At 41.2% G+C, this 19,036-nt stretch carries 9 protein-coding genes; 2 read left to right on the plus strand and 7 right to left on the minus strand.

Annotated elements, in window-relative coordinates:
* Window positions 1-175 precede the first annotated feature (175 nt).
* Window positions 176-2,956, minus strand: coding sequence for a TonB-dependent receptor (locus tag AUR67_RS06790; protein ID WP_058584691.1), 2,781 nt, complete (start codon window positions 2,954-2,956; stop codon window positions 176-178).
* A 704-nt stretch (window positions 2,957-3,660) separates the two neighbouring features.
* Between AUR67_RS06790 and AUR67_RS06795 the strand changes: the two genes are divergently transcribed.
* The gene (locus tag AUR67_RS06795; protein WP_058584692.1) at window positions 3,661-6,615 is read left to right on the plus strand and encodes a glycoside hydrolase family 2 protein; all 2,955 of its coding nucleotides are present in this window, start codon (window positions 3,661-3,663) and stop codon (window positions 6,613-6,615) included.
* A gap of 219 nt (window positions 6,616-6,834) precedes the next feature.
* The gene (locus AUR67_RS06800) at window positions 6,835-9,015 is read left to right on the plus strand and encodes a PHB depolymerase family esterase (RefSeq protein WP_058584693.1); all 2,181 of its coding nucleotides are present in this window, start codon (window positions 6,835-6,837) and stop codon (window positions 9,013-9,015) included.
* Between the two features lie 45 nt (window positions 9,016-9,060).
* On the opposite strand, the gene AUR67_RS06805 is transcribed toward AUR67_RS06800, so the two are convergent.
* From AUR67_RS06805 to AUR67_RS06835, 6 genes are all read right to left on the minus strand, one after another.
* Window positions 9,061-11,139, minus strand: coding sequence for a TonB-dependent siderophore receptor (locus AUR67_RS06805; protein ID WP_058584694.1), 2,079 nt, complete (start codon window positions 11,137-11,139; stop codon window positions 9,061-9,063).
* A 236-nt stretch (window positions 11,140-11,375) separates the two neighbouring features.
* Window positions 11,376-13,028, minus strand: a complete 1,653-nt coding sequence (locus AUR67_RS06810; protein WP_058584695.1) for a hypothetical protein — start codon at window positions 13,026-13,028, stop codon at window positions 11,376-11,378.
* Window positions 13,029-13,638: 610 nt separating this feature from the next.
* Complete coding sequence (locus AUR67_RS06820; protein ID WP_058584697.1) at window positions 13,639-15,249, minus strand: PepSY-associated TM helix domain-containing protein; 1,611 nt, start codon at window positions 15,247-15,249, stop codon at window positions 13,639-13,641.
* Complete coding sequence (locus AUR67_RS06825; protein ID WP_058584698.1) at window positions 15,246-15,533, minus strand: hypothetical protein; 288 nt, start codon at window positions 15,531-15,533, stop codon at window positions 15,246-15,248. The genes AUR67_RS06820 and AUR67_RS06825 overlap by 4 nt, the downstream gene beginning before the upstream one ends.
* 42 nt (window positions 15,534-15,575) lie before the next feature.
* Window positions 15,576-17,915 carry a TonB-dependent receptor gene (locus AUR67_RS06830; protein WP_058584699.1) on the minus strand — a complete coding sequence of 780 codons (2,340 nt, stop codon included), beginning with the start codon at window positions 17,913-17,915 and terminating at the stop codon, window positions 15,576-15,578.
* Between the two features lie 161 nt (window positions 17,916-18,076).
* Window positions 18,077-18,940 (minus strand): EamA family transporter, encoded by an 864-nt coding sequence (locus tag AUR67_RS06835; RefSeq protein ID WP_058584700.1) that lies wholly within the window; start codon window positions 18,938-18,940, stop codon window positions 18,077-18,079.
* Window positions 18,941-19,036: the final 96 nt, after the last annotated feature.

Consider the following 19,036-nt stretch of genomic DNA (forward strand, 5'->3'; position numbering starts at 1 on the left):
GACTGTTATTTATGCAAACAACTTTAGCAAACATTGCCACCGGTGGCAATGTTGTTGCGCGTAGATAATTTTAGCGTATTTGAAATGAAAAAAGCACCGACCCTGAGGGTACAGTGCTTTATTTCTAACTTGATGGGGAAATCAAATAAACCGTCCTTGGTTTTGCTAAATTTAGTTAGAAGCTATAGCGGAACCCTAAGCCGAATGTACGGCTATAAATAGAGGCTGAGTCGTTTAGAACAGTTGGTAGTTCGTAGTATTGACGATAAACCTCATCTGTTAGGTTTGTTGCATCAAATGTCACAACCAAGTCTTCAGTGACATCGTAACTTACTTGGAAGTCTAAACTTTGTTCTGGTCGACGATAAACACCTCGTGGATGCGCGAAACGACCTGAGCCATAGCGATTTAAGAATGAGTCACGCCAAACGTAAGAGAGGCGAGTGCTGAAATTTTCTCGCTCATAAATTAACACACCACTATATGAGGTATCTGATACACCAAATACGCTTCTGTTTGTGTATCCTGTTAACTCACCTTCGTTGCTGAAGATTGGAATATCTTGATCCGAATCTAAGAAGGTACCACTAGCTTGAAGACCAATGCCATCTAACCACTGTGGAACAGATTCTGGGAAGTAAACTAAGCCAACTTCAACGCCTTTAAGAACACCATTAGATGTGTTGCCAGGCTGAGAAAGTATATAGTCTTCCATCTCACCTGTTTCTGGGTTTGGAAATTGAGCTTGGCGTAATGAATCAAAAACAAATCCTTCAATATCTCTGTAGAAGTAGGTCGCATACGCTGAGCTACCTTCATTGAAGTAGTATTCTAGTGAGAAGTCATAGTTCGTAGATTCAACTGGGCGTAGGCTTTGATTACCACCGCTTGCGTTACCGTAGCCAACGTTTGTAGTGTCTGGACGTAAATTGATAAAGCTATTTAATTGGCCAAACTCTGGACGGCGTAAGGTTTGCGTATAAGCAAAACGAGTAATTAAATCATCACTTAAATGATAGCGTAGCGTTAAGTTAGGCAAAAATTTTGCGCTACTATTTCGGCCAGTACTTTGTACTATGCCACCAACTTCTCCATCCCAGTGGTAAAAGTCCATGTCAGCGCCTGCGTAGGTATAGCGAAGACCAATATCACCGTCTAATCGATTACCAAAAAGTTGTGTTTCAAATTGGCTTTGCACATACGCAGCCCATGATGTTTGGTCGATATCGAAGTTCTTTTGTAGCGTCATTCGACGCTCGCCATCTGCGCTATCGTAGAAATTAAACGTATCACGATACTCTGCACGGTTTTGCCATAAATTTTTTGCATTAAAGGCAACCCATGATCTCGGCAAATCACTTTTCCCATCAAAGAAATCACTATTTACGTAGTGCGCATCTGAGCCAAGAGATGCTAATGGAATAGGGTTAAATCGATTAGAATCACGACTGCTGCTATCAGCTGTACGTTTATCATAACGAACACCTGCTTTCGCTTTCGTAAAGATACCCCAGTCAACATAGAAGTCGAGGTCAAGTGTGAATGTTAAGCCATCACCATTATCCTCACCGCCGTTGTCGAACATGGTACTGGTGGTCCATAAGCTCGGATCGGTTAAATCAAGTGGAGTACCAAACTCTTCATCGTAAACAGTCCATGCCATGATACCGTCTTCATGGTTAAAGTCTGCCATGACAAATGGAAAACGAGTATTTGCCTGCATAGCAACAAACTCACGTTCATATTTACTTGTTTGATAGACCAACTCAGATTTTAGTGTTGCATCTTCAGATAGCGCCCATTTACCACCTAATGCAAACATGTAGCTATCAGTTTGGCTCTTAGAAAAGTCGCCACTGGTAAATGCACCTGAGTCACCCCAAGCACGTGATTTGATGACATTTGTGCCTTCAAACAAGACAGGTTGAGTCACGGTTTCTACACGTGAAGAATCTGCGTATGAGAATAGAAGGTGGTTATTACTTTCGTTGCGGTAGCCATTGTAAAATGCTTCGAAAATATACTCTGATGTGTCATTTGGTGCCCATTGAAATGACAGGTTTACTGCTGGGCGTTCACGTTTACCAGTTAGATCTGACTGATTTAGTGCGTCACGACTTAGATAGTATTCAACCTCACTGTCAGTTGCAGGGTCATACATGGTTGCCCCTGGCGTTCTGTCCATACCGTGTTCAAGGCCAGTTGGCCATGGGTAAATGCGATTTAAGTTATCAGCTCTAAATGGCACGAAACCACCTGGCGCACTATTTTCATCTCGGTAGCTGGTGCTAGCAAATGAAAGGTTAATTAATGCGCCTACATCACCAACTGATGACTCCCAACGATTGCTGGCAAGCACACTTACGATAGGATCGGTTTCTTCAGATTGGTCTTGATAAACGCCACGGGCATTGACCACAACCTTTGAGCCTTCAAAATTAAATGGGCGTTGGGTGCGAACATTAAGTTGACCCGCAATACCGCTCGCTAATTGGCTGGCATTTCGTGTTTTGTATACCTCTACACTTTCAAGTAGTGCCGCAGGTATATCTGCAACAGCAAGTTGACGCCCTGCTGCGGTGAACATTTCGCGGCCATTAATTGTTGTTGTAACATCGGTTAAGCCACGGATTGTAACAGTATTTACTTCACCCGATGCGCGGTCTGTTACCTGTACACCCGTTACACGTTGCAGCGCCTCAACAAGGTTATTATCAGGAAACTTACCAATATCTTCGGCAACAATCGCATCAACAACCTGAATTGATTGGCGCTTGATATTAACGGCTTTATTTAAGCTGCTTCGGATCCCAACAACTTCAATTATTTCAAGGGAATCATTGTTGTCATTTGCTTGAGCGTTTTGTGTTTGCTCTGTAGCCTCATCTGCTGCATAAACACATTGCCCAAAAAGGGCCATACAAATTGTGCTGGCTAATGTCGTTTTCTTAAACATTTAAAATAACCTCCAAAATTATTTTAATGCGAATCAATAACAGAAGTTATTTGATTCAGTGTTAAATCAGCATCATTAGAAAAACTTCTAATGTTCGACAAGGTGCTGATATCGTGTGTTTTTTTATTAAGTGTATTTTCCCTGCAATTTTGCCACCGGTGGCATTTTTAGCCAAATAGTTGCACCGCAAGTAAGCATGCCAGGCTTGTTGTGTTGTCTTCATCCCCCTAACCACGCTCCTAAATTTTATAACACAGAAAATTTAGTTGTTTAAGTATTATTATATTCTTTTTAATGATTTGTTACTTATTTTTGCTTGTTATTTGAATAAGTTTTTTATTATCAATGGTTTATTTTTTAGGTGAATTTTCAAATAAAGAGCTTAAGTGTGTAGTTACTTAGCTATTCGTATTATTTCTTACGTCAGAAAGAGAGTGCTCAGTTGTTGTGCAAGGCTTAATTTCTTTTTGGTGCAAGCTAGGTAGTAAATGACGTATTTATTAATTTATTAACTAAAATCAGAGTTTTAAGTCGTTTTTTGGCTTTAGATATGATTAGCAAAACAAGCACGCAAGGAGAGTGGGATTCAAAATGCTACCGGTGGCAATTGTATTATGATATGTATATAATTAGTGGTAATATAAGCTTGTGTAGACTTAAAATTTTCTAAAAACATTATAATTTCAACAGTTAGAGGAACACATATGAGGAAGGATTATTTTGGCCGGCTTGAAAAAAAGCTAAGGTTAATAAGCAAGCCTGCATGGTTTGAAACCAGTATATTAAGAAATGCGTTTATCGCTTGCTTGAGCTTCTTGGTTATAGCCTGTAATAGCCAACAAAGCGTTGACACTCAGCTTGATGATGACGCAAAAACAGACATCATGATGTTAAGTGGTACCGGCAGTGATGATGCAGTGAAATGGGACTTTTACTGTAGTGAAGGGCAAAATTGTGGTGAGTGGAGCAAAATAGATGTTCCTTCTAACTGGGAGCAACAAGGCTTTGGTAACTATGATTATGGCTACATCCCAGATAAACATAGCGAGCAAGGTATATATCGTCGTGATTTTACCCTACCTGCTGATTGGTCTGGTCGCAAAATTGAAATTGTTTTTGATGGTGTGATGACAGATGCCACTGTGTTTGTGAACCAACAACAAGTGGGGCCAACCCACCAAGGTGGTTTTTATCGATTCAGCTATGACATAACGCCATTTTTAAAAAGTGGTGAAGCTAATGAGCTAAAGGTTGTGGTAGATAAAGTTTCGGCTAACAAAAGTATTGAAGCAGCAGAACGCGCAGCAGACTATTGGGTGTTCGGTGGTATCTATCGTCAAGTCTTTTTGCAATCTTTGCCACAATCTCATATTGATTGGGTTTCATTAGATGCAAAAGCATCTGGTGAATTTAAAATGGATGTTTATCTCGAAGGACTTGATAAATCAAATGCTTCTGTAGTTGAAGCACAAATTTTAGATTTAGATGGCAACCCTGTAAGTGAAACGTTTAACGCCACACTTAATGGTAACGAAGTGCACTTAGCCACTAATGTTGACTCTCCTGAGCTTTGGAGCGCCGAGACGCCTAATTTATATCAAGTGCGTATCGATTTAAAAGAAGGCTCTAAAACTATACATAGTTTCGATAAAACCTTCGGCTTTAGAACTTTTGAATTACGCCCACATGACGGCTTATATTTAAATGGCGAAAAAATTATCCTTAAAGGGGTTAACCGTCACAGCTTCCGTCCAGCAACTGGACGTACTATGACTAAACAAGCCAGCATCGATGACATTAAGACGATGAAAAGCATGAACATGAATGCTGTTAGAATGTCGCATTACCCACCCGATGTGCACTTTTTAGAAGCGGCAGATCGTCTTGGTATTTATGTTATTAATGAGTTAGGCACATGGCAAAAGCCAGTTATTGATACGCCATCAGCAAGACGCCTAGTTGCACAGCTTGTTAAACGCGACCAAGCACACCCAAGTATTTTATTCTGGGCGAACGGTAATGAAGGCGGTTTTAATACTGATGTTGATGATGATTATCACCTTTATGACATTCAAAACCGTCCAATTCTTCATCCTTGGGAGTTGTTCCGTAATATCGATACTGATCATTACCCAACTTACTCGGAACTGGTAGCTAAAAAAGCCCGTAATGAAGTATTTTTCCCAACCGAGTTCTTACATGGCTTGTATGATGGTGGCCATGGTGCAGGTTTGAGAGATTTTTGGGACTTCATGATGTCAACTCCTGTTGGTGCCGGTGGTTTCCTATGGGTGTTTGCTGATGAAGGTGTTGAGCGTACAGATCAAAATGGTCGTGTTGATACCGACTTTAACCATGCGCCAGATGGTATTGTTGGACCTTATGGTGAAAAAGAAGCGAGCTTTTTTACAATTAAAGAGATTTGGTCACCAATCCAAGTTGAAAACTTAAAGAATGGCCAGTTACTTGCCGGTTCTTTTGACGGTCAGTTGCAAGTTAAAAACCTGTATGACTTTGTTGATCTATCAACTATGTCGCTCGAATGGCGTCTATATCAGCCAGTGACTGCGTTTTCTGATAAAAAGCAGCTTGTGGCGAGCAATAAAGCCACACTACCTGCAATTAAGCCAGACTCGACAGGAACAGTACAATTGAACTTACCTGACAATTGGCAGCAAAATGGTTGGTTAGAGGTTGAATTTTTTGACCAGCAGCAGAATTCAATTTGGACAGATGCTTGGCCTATCCAAAGTGCAGCTAAACTTGCAAAATTAACTCAAGAGCAATTTGAAAATCAGGCATCAGCGACTAAACCAGCTCAAATTGTTAGTCAAAACGAATCTGAGTTAACAGTTAAGGCTGCTGATAGAACAATTATTTTTGATGCAACAACAGGTCTATTAAAGTCATACCGTAAGCAAGGTCAAACTGCGGCGCTGACAAATGGTCCTAAGCTACTTCGTTCTGATAACTCACTAAATAAAGGGGTTTATAATGGTATTGGTTCATGGCTAACTCATGATCCAAATGCTGAGAAAGAAGCGCAACAAGATAAAAAACCGACAGAATTAAAGTCTGAAATTATTGCTAATGATTTAGTGATTGAAGTGATGAACCCGCCAGCAGGCATTACAAAGCTAACTTGGACTGTTCACCCAGAAGGTCATTTATCAATGGATGTTGATTACTGGCTTGACGGTGAATACATCCTTCATGGCGTTGGTTTTAATTATCCGAAAAAAGCAATTGAGCATAAACGTTGGTTAGGTGATGGCCCTTACCGTGTATGGGCTAATCGCTTAGAGGGCGTAAACTACTCTGTTTGGGAAAATGATTATAATGAAGGCGTTGCTGGCGAGCGCTGGGAATTACCAGAGTTTAAAGGGTACTTCTCGGATATTCAGTGGCTTACATTAAGCTCTCAGCAAAGTGAAATCACTTTCTCTACTGCAACTCCGGATCTATATGCGCGAGTTATGCAGCCTGATGATGGTGAGCGCCCTGATAATACATTAGCACTTAAATATGATGAAGAAATTAGCTTCTTACACAGAATTAGTGCAATAGGGTCTAAGTTCCATGCTGCACATCACCTTGGTCCACAAGGTCGACCTGTGGCAGAAAGAGGAATAAACAATATCAAGCTAACGATATACTAATTTACAAAGAGTTACTCGTTTTAGTAAAAGCGCTGCAGAAACCTGCAGCGCTTTTTTGTTTTAATCCACTAAAGTGCATTAATAAAAAAGTGGTTATTTGGGGTTAAGGTTTCTTATAGGTGTAGCACTATAGTTATAGGTCGCTTTTTAAATAGTTCTACTACATTGAGTTAGTCATCAACTGACAGACAACAATGATAACGACTATAAAGGCGATATATGCAAAAAGTAACACAATTATGTAAACGAAAATCAGCGTCGTTTACTCCGCTCGCAGTGCTCTGTGCTGCTATTTTCTCACAGCCAAGTTTTGCAGGGAGTTGGCAGCAAAATGTCAGCATTGGCGGTTTTAATAATGTTCATATTTACACTCCTGATTCGCAATCAAGCATAGGCAATGGCCATTCTTTGATGCTGGTACTGCATGGCTGCGTACAACCCATTAATAACTACTTAACTGCGAATCTCGAAGATGCAGCCGAAGCCCATGGCATGGTAATAGCCGTTCCTGATGCTATGAATAAAGCGGGCTACAGCTGCTGGTCATATTGGCAAGGAGCAATCAATCGCAGCTCTGGCGATTATAAAAATCTGATTAATTTAGCCAATACACTAAGTGGTGATGCAGCGCGTAATATTGACCCTAAACAAGTGTATATTGCAGGCTTATCATCTGGAGCCGCAATGGCTGCACAAACGGCTTGTGTGGCGCCTGATATATTTGCCGGGGTTGCACCAAGTGCTGGGCCAACCATCGGCACAAGTTCAAGTGGGGCGATTTCGACCTGTGAAACAGTGTCTGAAAACACCTTTGTATCCCGCTGTGAAAGCTATGCTGGCAGTTATAAAGATCATTTTGCCACACAAATAGCGGCAATTGGTCACGGCACTGCCGATACCACAGTCAATACCTGTTATAACCAACAAAACGCAGATGGTTTTGCTGCCCTTTATGGGGTTAATCAACTTTCAGGCACGACGACAATAAGTGATGATGCAACACGTACCGCTGAGCAGTCACTTTGGCAAGACAATCGGGTTGCTATGCTGTGGTTTAATAATTTGGATCACTCATGGTCGGGCGGGCAAGGTGCGTCTGGCGATTATGTGGCAGCAAACAGTATTAATTTTGCAACCTATCTCGGTGACTACTTTGCTGCTAATAATAAACGAGTTGATCGTAATGTTGGCCCTGAAATTAGTAATTTAACTGCCACAGACAGTAATAACCAGCTCACCATTTCAGGGAGTGCAATTGACCCAGAAGGCAGTGTAACCAATGTTGATATTAACGTGTATAGCCTAGCCGGAGGCGCGGCAAGCTTAATTGAGTCACTCAATGTGCAAGTCGATGCGAATAATACCTTTAGTGGGGTGACAAATGCACTCAGCGATGGTCTTTATGAAGTGCGTGTCAGTGCCACAGATAATGAAGCGAAACAAGGTGATGAAGCTAATCTTACGGTACGTGTTGGGCCAGAGCCTGCGGCTACAGCACCACTACTGAGTGACACTGCGGCTAGTGTAAACGGGCAGTGCGCTAGAGTGACAGGCACGGTAGTTGATGATAATCAAAACTTAAGTACTGTCGTGGTCAGTTTTAGCAATGGTGATGTGACAGCTACAGTGAATGGCCTTGAGTATTTTGCTGAGCAATGCAATCTAGCTGGTGGCAATAATAACGCAGTGATCACCGCAACAGATGATACTGCGCTGACATCAACAGATATCATTAGTTTTGTCATCGATGCTGGCGTGACAGGCGATTACAATCTTCATATCAACGAAGGCCATATTAGCTGGGGCGAAGGTTATTCTGCCTGTTATTTAGCGTTTGGAACCGCTGCCTTTACAATGCGCGAGTATTCAGCGGGCACAAATCAATGTCAGTGGATTGCTGATGATGATTCAAGTTGTGCAGGGCCATTACAAGCATGCAAAACCACCACTGAACCGACTAATGACGCAGACAACGACAGTGTGCTCGACGGCGCAGATAATTGCCCGAATGTAGCGAATGCTGATCAAGCCGATAACGATAATGACGGGATTGGTAATGTGTGTGACAGCACTCCTGATGGTGAAACGAGTGACTCTGACAGCGATGGTGTCAGTGATAGCTTAGACAACTGCCCGCTGGTGGCCAATAGTGATCAGCTTGATAGTGATGCAGATGGTGTGGGTGATGCGTGTGACTCAACACCGAATGGTGATTACCAATGCAGCGAAACTACTTCAAGCAACTATGCGCATGTGCAAGCAAATCGCGCAACCACGAATGGTTCTTACGCATATGCGGTGGGCTCAGGTGATAACCTAGGTCTTTATAACACTTTTTATACCAGTACCTTAGCGCAAACTAGTGCTGGGTATTATGAATTAGGTAATTGCCCTAATTAATAGATGTGTGTCGCCCATAAGAGCGACACTTTTTCTAAGCAGCGTTTAGAACTTATAAGTCAGGGTGAGGCTACCGTTTGTTGGCGCGCCATAATAACCCACAGTTTGTAAGCTATTGATGTACTGCTCATCAGTAATGTTATTAACGTTTGCTTGTACTGCAACTTGGTCATTAATATTCCAACGCGCGAAGGCGTTTAGCAGCGCGTAACTACCTTGCTTAACATTGTAATCAGTGCTTTCGATTTTAGATTGCCAACGGCCATTTAAACCAACAACCACTGCATCTGTTAACGCATAATCTACTGTTACACCGACAACATCGCGAGGTGCCCACTTATTAGTGTCGGCACCATTTTCATCTGTTACATCAATATGCGTATAAGATGCGACGATATTCATAGCGTTGGTGATTTTACCTGTGACTTCAAATTCATAGCCTTCTGACTCAATAGACACACCTTCATAGTAATAAATACCATCTTCAGTGAGGCCCGCATATTGCGCAAAGTTATCTTGCTCAGCAGTAAAGTAGGCAAATGTTGTCATTAGGGCATCATCAAACCAAGAAGCCTTAACACCGGTTTCAAAGTTAGTGCCTTTGGTAGGTGCTAAGTATTGGCCGTTGTAATCAGCTTGCTCTTGCGGCTGATAAATATCTGAGTAACTAGCATATAAGTTTAAATCGTCGTTTAACTTATAGGTAAAACCAACATATGGGCTTGTCTCGCTCTCATCATTATCGATAGATGCACCGGCATTCATACCTGAGCGTTCAAATTCAATAGCGTTAAAACCAACCACGGTAAATAATTTATCCGTAATATTTAACTGAGCAGAGCCAAAGTAACGGGTTAGCTTTTGTTCAATATCTGAATACAGAACCGGCGTTAACCAATCAGGTTCAGGGATCGCATCTAAATCGTACGGAAATGCAGGAGTTGGTCCGGCCGCTGGTGTATTTGCAAAATCAAACGGGTGCTGATACATCACATCATCACTTTTTGCATGGCTTACCCCAAAGCTTGCTTGGTGTTCTTTACCAAACAACTCAAAGGCACCAAATGCTTTGATTTCAAATAAATCAGCATCGATTTCACTATCATAACGACCAGGAGAACCACTTAGACCAAGGTTAGTATCTTTATCAATAGTGCCATATGCATAAAAAAGTTTATCTTGCTCTTCAAAACCGCGAAAGTTGTAGCTCGCTTGAAGTTGCCACGCGTTTGCAAAAACATAGTTGTATTCAACAAACGCTGAGGTGTTAATGGTGTCCCACATTGTCCACTCTTGAGTGGTTGTGTCGCTGACATCCCATTTAGCTTGAGTGCCATCTGTGTAGTTATAAACAAGGCCGCCCCAGGTATTGCCATCGGTATCTGCATCTTGATATGAATAACCAATAGTAACCGTTGAGTTATTTGTAAGCTGACCATCTACCACTGCAGAGAAAAACTCGCGGTTGTTCTCAAGGCCATCTAGGTATGACTCTTTATCTTCTGCAGCAGCCACAAAACGAGCAGCCCAACTACCTGATTCGGTTAGTAAAAGAGAATAGTCAGCTTGTAAACGTTTAAAATCCCATGAACCAACAGAGACACCGATTTCACCGCCGTTTTCGTTTTTAGGGCGCTTGCGCACATAGTTAAGCGTGCCTGATGCATTACCTACACCAGTGAGTAAGCCATTGGCACCACGAATAACTTCAATTTTTTCGTAGCCGTATGCTTCCATTGCGCCGGTAACGATACCCCAGTCATTCGGTAAGCCAACGCCATCGATTTGTGTATTCTTAATTTCAAAACCACGTGATGTGTAGTTGGTACGGTTAGTTTCCCATTCTTCAACATTGATACCAGGTGCTAAGCGTAAAGCATCATTAATGTTAAAAGCGGAATAATTCTTTAGTTGCTCAGCAGAGATCACACTGATTGATTGCGGAGTTTCATCAATTTCTAGCGCTAAACCTGTCGCTCCTTCACTAATACGGTTTTGTCGAATACCCACAATTTCGATTTTTTCGAGATTGGCCTCTACGTCAGTCGTTTGCTCTGCAAAACTGATTTGAGGGTAAAGTGCACAAAGAATAGCGGTTGCAATAGGCAACTGAGTGAATTTCATTTTTATCTCCGCGTGTTATTTAGCAAATTTTTATAGGGTTATTGTTTTTAATAAGGAAACAATCGGCGGGTAAGTTATCACAACTGATAATAGTTATCATCACCATTCATCGCAAAAGTGATATGTTAATACAAATAAGTGTAACAAATTATGTCGAAGAGTTTTGTCTATATGAAAAGGCAGTTTACTAATTGGGCAAGAAAAAGGCGCCCTGAGGCGCCTAGATTTAGGAGTATTTATTTTCTGCGGATACTAAAGTTATCTGGACCTCTGGTTGTAATAGATTGAGCAAGGCTCACTTCCTCTATATCCATTACTTGTACCTGTTCTTTGGCATGAACCACTTCAGAATCTAAAGATTGATCTTCTTGTAAGAAATAGAAGTGCTCACCAATTTGAGCTCCCTCATGGTTAATACCGGCTTGATACAAGCTATATTGTTTGTTACCTGCGCGAGTCTCAAGAGTACCTGTCGTACCTGAGCCAGGAAGAATCGCAAAGTAAGCAACACGTTCATTACGGTGGCCTTCATTTAAAGTATCTTGTTCAAAAAATGCGGCACTAAAACCTGCATTATTTAAGCCTGCAACGCGCGTATAAACTGTATGAGGGCCATTAAAAGTTTGTGTTTGCAAGAATATATGTGGTTTTGCTGTAAATGCTTCGCTAAATTCTACCGCTTTATAAGCTTTAGTATCGTTTAAAATAAAGCTGCCAATTTCAACGATAGTGCCATCGCTCATTGTGTAGCGACCTTCATCCATCGTTAAAAAGTCAAACGACTCAGTTCCAGGGTGACCTTTACCATCTTGCAGATATTGCCACTCTTGGAAAGATACAGAATATCCCACTGGTGATACGTCAGTTAAACGGTTTGTACCACCGTGTTTACCATTAAATGTTGGCGCAGATGTAAATACAGCTGGTGCGGTAAATTCTTGATCACCAAAGTCATAACTTTTCCAGTTGCTATCTAGCTGTTTAATCACTGCTTCTGAATAGTAAGGGATTAATTCACTTGGTAATGAGCAGCTAGGCTCTACATCACATGCTACAGCATTTTGCGTATTGGTCGTTAAGTCGTTAATGCGAACTGGTAGTGTTGCTACAAGGCAGGTTTCGCCTGAGTACGGATCTAAACGGTATAGCTTAGATTCGTTTTTATCGCCATGGTCATTGATGACAGAGCGGCTGATCACAAGGTCGCCATTGTTATTAACTGTCGCACCACCTACCGCGATTAGCTCATGTTTTGAAAGCTCGGTAGCCGCAAAGTTTGTGCGGTCAATACTGTAAACTGAGGTTGTGGTTATTAGCAAAAGCTCGCCATTTTTAACGACTAAATCAGCGCGGCTTAAGCCATCAATGTCGCTAAAATCTGCAAGAACAGTTGCTTCGCCAGTGTTTTTATCAATGCTATAAAGCTTGGTAAAACTAACTGCAAGTAGTGAATCAGAGCTTGCATCATAGGTCATACCAATTACAGATTTAGTTGTACCAACCACAACATGTTCACCTGTTGCATGATCTAAATAGGCTAAGCGACTATATTTGAATTTATCGGCACGAATAGGTAGGTGAGAATACTCCTCATCACTAACATCAAGGTGACTAACATCAACTTTGTACTCTAGCGGAATAGGTGAAGAAGCATAATAAGTACGATTTGTTGAAGCATCATAGGCAATTGCTGCAGAGCTAAACTGAGCGATTGAATGTGCCGTAGCCGACTTGTTTTGCTCGTCAAGGCTAAATACAACACCGGTTTCACCACGGCCCGAGTTCATTGCTAAGATTTCGCCCTGACAGCTAGCTGCTACAACATTTGATGCAGCTAATGTGCTTGCAACCGCAAGGCTTGAAAGTAACAAGTTAGTTTTTATCGACATAAGTAAATCCCACTATTAGGTTTATTCCGACACAAAGAGATAAGACCACTTTGTATTAATAGTGAGCATTATAGTGAGAACCCTCACTTTACGAATGCCGATAAAAGCTGTTTTTGAGTCTAAAATTTAGTCTTTAAGTATTAAAAAAAGCATTTAAAATGTTAATTTAGCTGTTTTTCTGACTTTTCTGATCTTCTAAATTACTCGACATCGAGCTGCCAACCGATGTGATTATAACTAATAAGATAGCAAGCCAATGCTGTAATCGCGGGCTCTAGGCTCATCATGATGCTAAAGTCTTGTTCGGGTATATTGCGAAGCGCCATCATGTCTAGCGTATATGCTAGACATGATGGCGACTAAAAAATCCAGTGGTAGTACTTCTCAACTCAGTTTGCTTTTCCAAGGCACAGTGCAGTTAATAAGCCTGTCAGGAGGAAACTCGCAATAGCAATGAAAACACCTGCAACTAAACCATAAATGAGAGTTAGTAATATTGTTGCAATAATTAGTAAGCACGGTGATAAGAGGTTATAGGTTCTTATTGTGCTTCTAATCAGTAAATTACTACCTAAAAGTAATATTATTGCGGCAATAAGGAGAAGTAAATTCATACTGTTAACTCCTGCTTTAACTTTTTCGTTTTAGAGATATCTTGAATATTCACTTTACAAAAAGCGCCATATAACACGGTAACGCCGATTACAAAAAAGCTCATATCAACGACACTCACTAACAGGTTAGCTGCGCTAAAAGCGTGACTTGATGAAAGTATTAGATTAAGAGGTAAGATGGCCGAACATGCTACACCAATGACTATAAGCGTGATTTGTAAAAAGCGCTGATAGTTCAATGGTAATAGAGCCAATAAAGACCATACTAACCAGCTATAAAAGAATAATGGAGCAAATACCTTGTTATGCAAGATACTATCGACAAGGTTATTTAATAGTATTTGAGCAGGGAATAAAATAGCACAAGCTAATACAAGGCCACCGCAAGTACCAATAATAACTCTGTTCCAGCGCTTATACGCTTGTTGACTGAGTGTGGGGTTATTGCCCCGGCTGCGTTTGGCAAGCCACATCATCATACCTGAGAGCGGTAACAATGCAGTGCTCAGCCCTAGCAATACCCAAACCAATTTAACAAACAAGCCTGCAAAATTACCAAAATGAAGCGGAAACAATAACTCTAGTAATTTGATTGATGCTCCAGGTATATCGCCAAAACTGCTCATTGATTTTACAAATTCACCAGAGCCATGGTACTTCAACAATTGTGAAGCCACTTGCTCACCACCAATTAGTCTCATGTAGACTTCTGCATTTGCATCATTATGCGCCATTATAGTGAGATCAATTATCTTTGCTTTTGGGTAGCGTACTTGTGCATCTAGCAAAATAGCATTTATATCTGTGGCTTGAAATTGTTCGCTGATAATGGGTTCTGGAATGGCTGTGAACTTTTCAATCAATTTCTCTTGATCGCCGCCAAAGCTAACAAATGCCGCTGCGGGTAGCAAAATAACGGTAGCAAGCCCTAAAAAAGCACCTGTAAAACCAATGACTGCATGGAATAAGCTGCCCCAAATCCCCATAATTTTATGGCCATCGTTAATAATGACATCAAGCGGTTTTTTGCGCCTAAATGTGAATAGCTCTTTAAATAATTGTCGATGTATAAATAAACCAGTCACTGTAGAAACAAGCAATGTTAACCCTAAGAATCCGGTTAAAATTAAGCCTATAGGTCTACCTAAATGTAGGTCTGCATGAAAATGCCCGATAAATGATGGGGCATCTGTTTTTCTGTGTTCGTAAAAGTAACTCGTTGCCCCATAATATTCATTCACTAATTGATAACTACGCGGATCAAACTGATAAGCATAAGCAGCCGCTTCACTGTAGTTTTCATCCCCATGGTGTGATTCAAACAATACGGTTAGTAAATGTGTATTGTGCCCCGTTGGTAAATACACATGAATATTTTCGCCAAACTCTTTTGGCACAGTTTTATGGTATTTATTAATTATTTCAGTGATTTTTTCGCTTGGAAGTGTACTGAGTTGATGTAGCTCTGGATTTGCCCAAATCTTTAGTTCTGGGCGGCTTAACACTGCTAACGCACCAGTGAAGCAAACAATAAACAGCAAGATGGCAGTCACTATACCGACCCAGCTATGCATTAAGAAAAGTTTCTTCAAGCTGATTGATTTCATGACTGCCCCCCAGTCAATGCTAAGTAGCTCAGACAACCATGACTTATCAAGATAAATAACATCAATGCAAAAGGGTGCCACGCTTTTTCAGCCATATAGGCATATATAAACAAGGCTGTCCAAATTAAAGGAAACAACATTATTGGAATAAGAATTTGTTCTTCAATAGCAAATGGAAGGTATGTTGTCATCCCTGGAATCATCACAATCGCAGTCAGCAAGGCAAGTAAACAAGCCATAAAATGGCGCCGCTTAGTTGCAGAGAAGGTGTGGTTTTTAGTCATTTTTATGCCCCTCAAAAAGGCGGCCTTAGCCGCCGTATTTTATTAAAAACTTACTTCGAAACGAATACTAGCGGTTCTTGGTGAGCTTAATGTTTGATTGTTAAAACCAGCTGGTTCAAGAGCAACGTATTGTTCATCAAGTAGATTCTCGATTAGTGCATAAACGCCATAATTATCCCATTGATAACCAACTCGCGTATTTACTAACCAGTAGGCTTCATTTCGTGGATCAATAAAAATGCTGTCACTTGTTTCTTTGGGAATAGACAAGCGTTGTGAGCTTCCTGTATAGCTTGCATTGATATTTGCAACGAAACCTTGCTCGTTAAAGTAATCTAAGCCAACAAGTGCAGTCCACTCTGGTGCCCCAGCGAAAGGACGGCCTTGGTAATCTTCGTCTGAGCCATTGACATCAGTAACAAACTCATCAATTTTGGTTTTTGAATAACCTAACCCGCCATAAAGGCTAAGGTTATTTGTAAGTTCATAACTAATTTCTGTTTCAAAGCCTTGAACGTGTGATTTACCGACATTGCGAGTTTCTCTATCGTATTGATTACCAGATAGATAAACCGCAATTTGTTGGTCGGTCCAATCAAGGTAGAAAATATTGGCGTTGACTACTAACTTTTCATTTAACCAGACTGAGCGAAATGCAAGCTCATAATTCCATGTATACTCAGGATCAAAAGTAAATGGTGTTGCTTTTGCTACATTGGTACCGACACCGCCTGAGCGATAGCCTTTTTGTACTGTGAAGCTTGTAGAAACATCTTGATTGAAGCGGTATGTTGCGCCCAGCTTTGGTAGCCATGAGTCAAAATCAGCATTCTCTACAGGTTCATCCCCTGATGCGCCATCTGCCATTGCAAAAAGCTGCTGGTTAATACCAGCTACCAATTGGGCAAGCATAGGGTTGGTTGCGAAATCTTCTGGGTTTGGCAGTACAGCTTGAGTTTGCTCTGTGATATGGATGTCTGCAATTGTACCGTTGGCTTGCTCTTCTTTGTCGTAACGAAGTCCGGCAAATATATCCCAGTTGTCGTTAACTTCATAAGTAAAATCAGCAAACAACGCTTTAGTTTTTACTCTTTGAATGTAATCAGAGTTTTGGCCAATAAAAACAGGATCTGCTGCGGCATAAAATTGCAGTACTTGATCAGCTAATGCTGCAGGTAAACCTAGACCACCGAATTCAGCCGGTGCAGTTAATAATGAACGCACACCTAAATCTGCAAATGTAATGCCTCGCTCACCACCACTACTATCAAAAACATCAAGATCTGAATAATAGAAGCCAATCAAACCCGAAAGTTTATCGCCATCATAAGTAAATCGTAGCTCTTGTGTTTTTGTTTCGTCTTTTCTTACATCTGTTAGAGTCGATTTAGGTGGATTCATACTCGCATCACCATCCCACTCATACCCATAGGCAGCGTCAGAGTAAGTAGTGATAGAAGCAAATGACCATTGATCATTTAGATCGTAATCAAAGTTTAAAATGTATAAGTCAGTATCTGTCCATTCATAAGTCGGCGAATCTAAGTATACGTACCTGTCTTTGTAGATATCATTAATAGGGTAGTCTTGATGACCACTTTCAACCATAACCCAGTCGATACCTTTGTCATTTTCGCTGTGCATAAAACTAAATTGTGCTTCCAATTCAGGTAATGCAGAAGGTGTATAACGCAGCTTCGCACGATAAAATTCGTTGTTATCAAAGTCAGACTCTTTGCCTGTTGCAACATTGGTATTGTAGCCATCAAAGTCGCGTTTTTCACCGCTAACACGAAATGCTAACTCGTCTTCAATTAAGCTGCCACCAAAAGCAACAGCGGCCTCTTGTGTTCCATATTCGCCAACCCCTAAGCGGCCTTTAAAATCAAACTCATGCATAGCATCACGGGTTTTCATTACCACTGCGCCTGCTAAAGAATTACGTCCTTGTAAAGTTGATTGCGGACCTCGTAATATCTCGACTTGGCTAATATCCCATGTTGAGAAGCCGCCCTGTTGCATCATTCGATATGGAACAGGGGCGCCATCAATATAAACACTAGCCAGTCCTCCAGAGCCGCCGCCAGTGACATTAAATGCATCGATTCCACGAATATTAAACCCAGCACCATCGGTGCCTGATGTATTAGGTGTTCGCGCCAATACATCGTAAAAGTCATTTAAGTTTTCACGTTCTACTGTTTGACTCGTTATCACGGCAACACTCGCTGGTGTTTCTTGTAAAGTTCGGTCTATTTTTTGCCCTTTAACAACAATTTTTTCAATGTTAGCGTCATCAGCTAAAGCTGTTTGCGCACATAATGAGAGGGTTAAAAAGCTCGCTATGGCTGCAGCTATCTTTGTTTTTCTTACGATAAGCATTCTGGTTCCGTTATTTGTACAGTAATGAGAATTGTTTGTATTATACAAATAAGTTTTATTATTAACAATTTTAAATAGCTTGTAAGATAAATTTAAACTTGTGGATTAAATAAAATGAAAAAGGCGCATCATGCGCCCTTAAATAAAGATAGGTGGAGAGTTTATTTGTCGTTTTGTTGGGTTGACATCGAGCTGCCAACTGAGGCGGTAATCACTAATAAAATAGCTAGCCATTGCCACAAGCTTAAAAATTCACCTAGGATTATAAAGCCAGCCAATGCTGCAATCGCCGGCTCTAGGCTCATCATGATGCTAAAGCCTTGCGCTGGCATATTGCGTAGTGCCACCATTTCTAAGGTATAGGGCAGTGCACTTGACATGACTGCCACTAAAATACCGAGCGGTAAAACTTCCCAACTCAATAGTGCAACTCCTTGAGAAGCAGCACCATAAGGCACAAGTACAATCGCGGCGACGCTCATACCCATAGCAACGGTCATTCCGCCTGAGCCTTGGTTTCCGGTTTTTTTGCCAAACAATATATAAAACGCCCAACAGGCTCCCGCCGCAAGGGCTAAAATAACACCTACAGGGTCAAGGCTGTCTTCGCCTTTCATATCTGGGAGTAATAAAATAATGCCAGCAATGGCGCAGGCTACCCAAAATAGGTCGCGTTTTTTACGTGACGAAAGAAGAGCAACCGCAAGGGGGCCAGTAAACTCTAGCGCAACACCAATACCTAAAGGAATACGCTCAATGGCGTAATAGAATAGAATGTTCATGCCACCTAAACTTAAGCCATAAACGATGATTGGCATGCGTTGCCCCAAAGGTGGAAATGCGCGCCAAGGTTTAAACACAAGGCACAAAATAGCAGCTGAAAAACCTAAGCGAAGTGCTGTGGTACCTTCAGGGCCAATTAAAGGGAATAATTGCTTTGCAACAGAGGCTCCAGATTGAATGGTAACCATTGCGAGAAGCACGCAAATAACAGCAATAAAAAACGGTGGAATGGTGCGCTGCATCACTGTCCTTATGAAAGTTAATAGCTCAAGTTTGCGGCGATTCTACTGATGTTTTATTGGAGAAGAAATGTTTTTCGTTAAACGGGCTCAGATTTT

It is taken from the genome of Pseudoalteromonas sp. XI10, from assembly GCF_001469895.1.
Classification (GTDB): Bacteria; Pseudomonadota; Gammaproteobacteria; order Enterobacterales; family Alteromonadaceae; genus Pseudoalteromonas.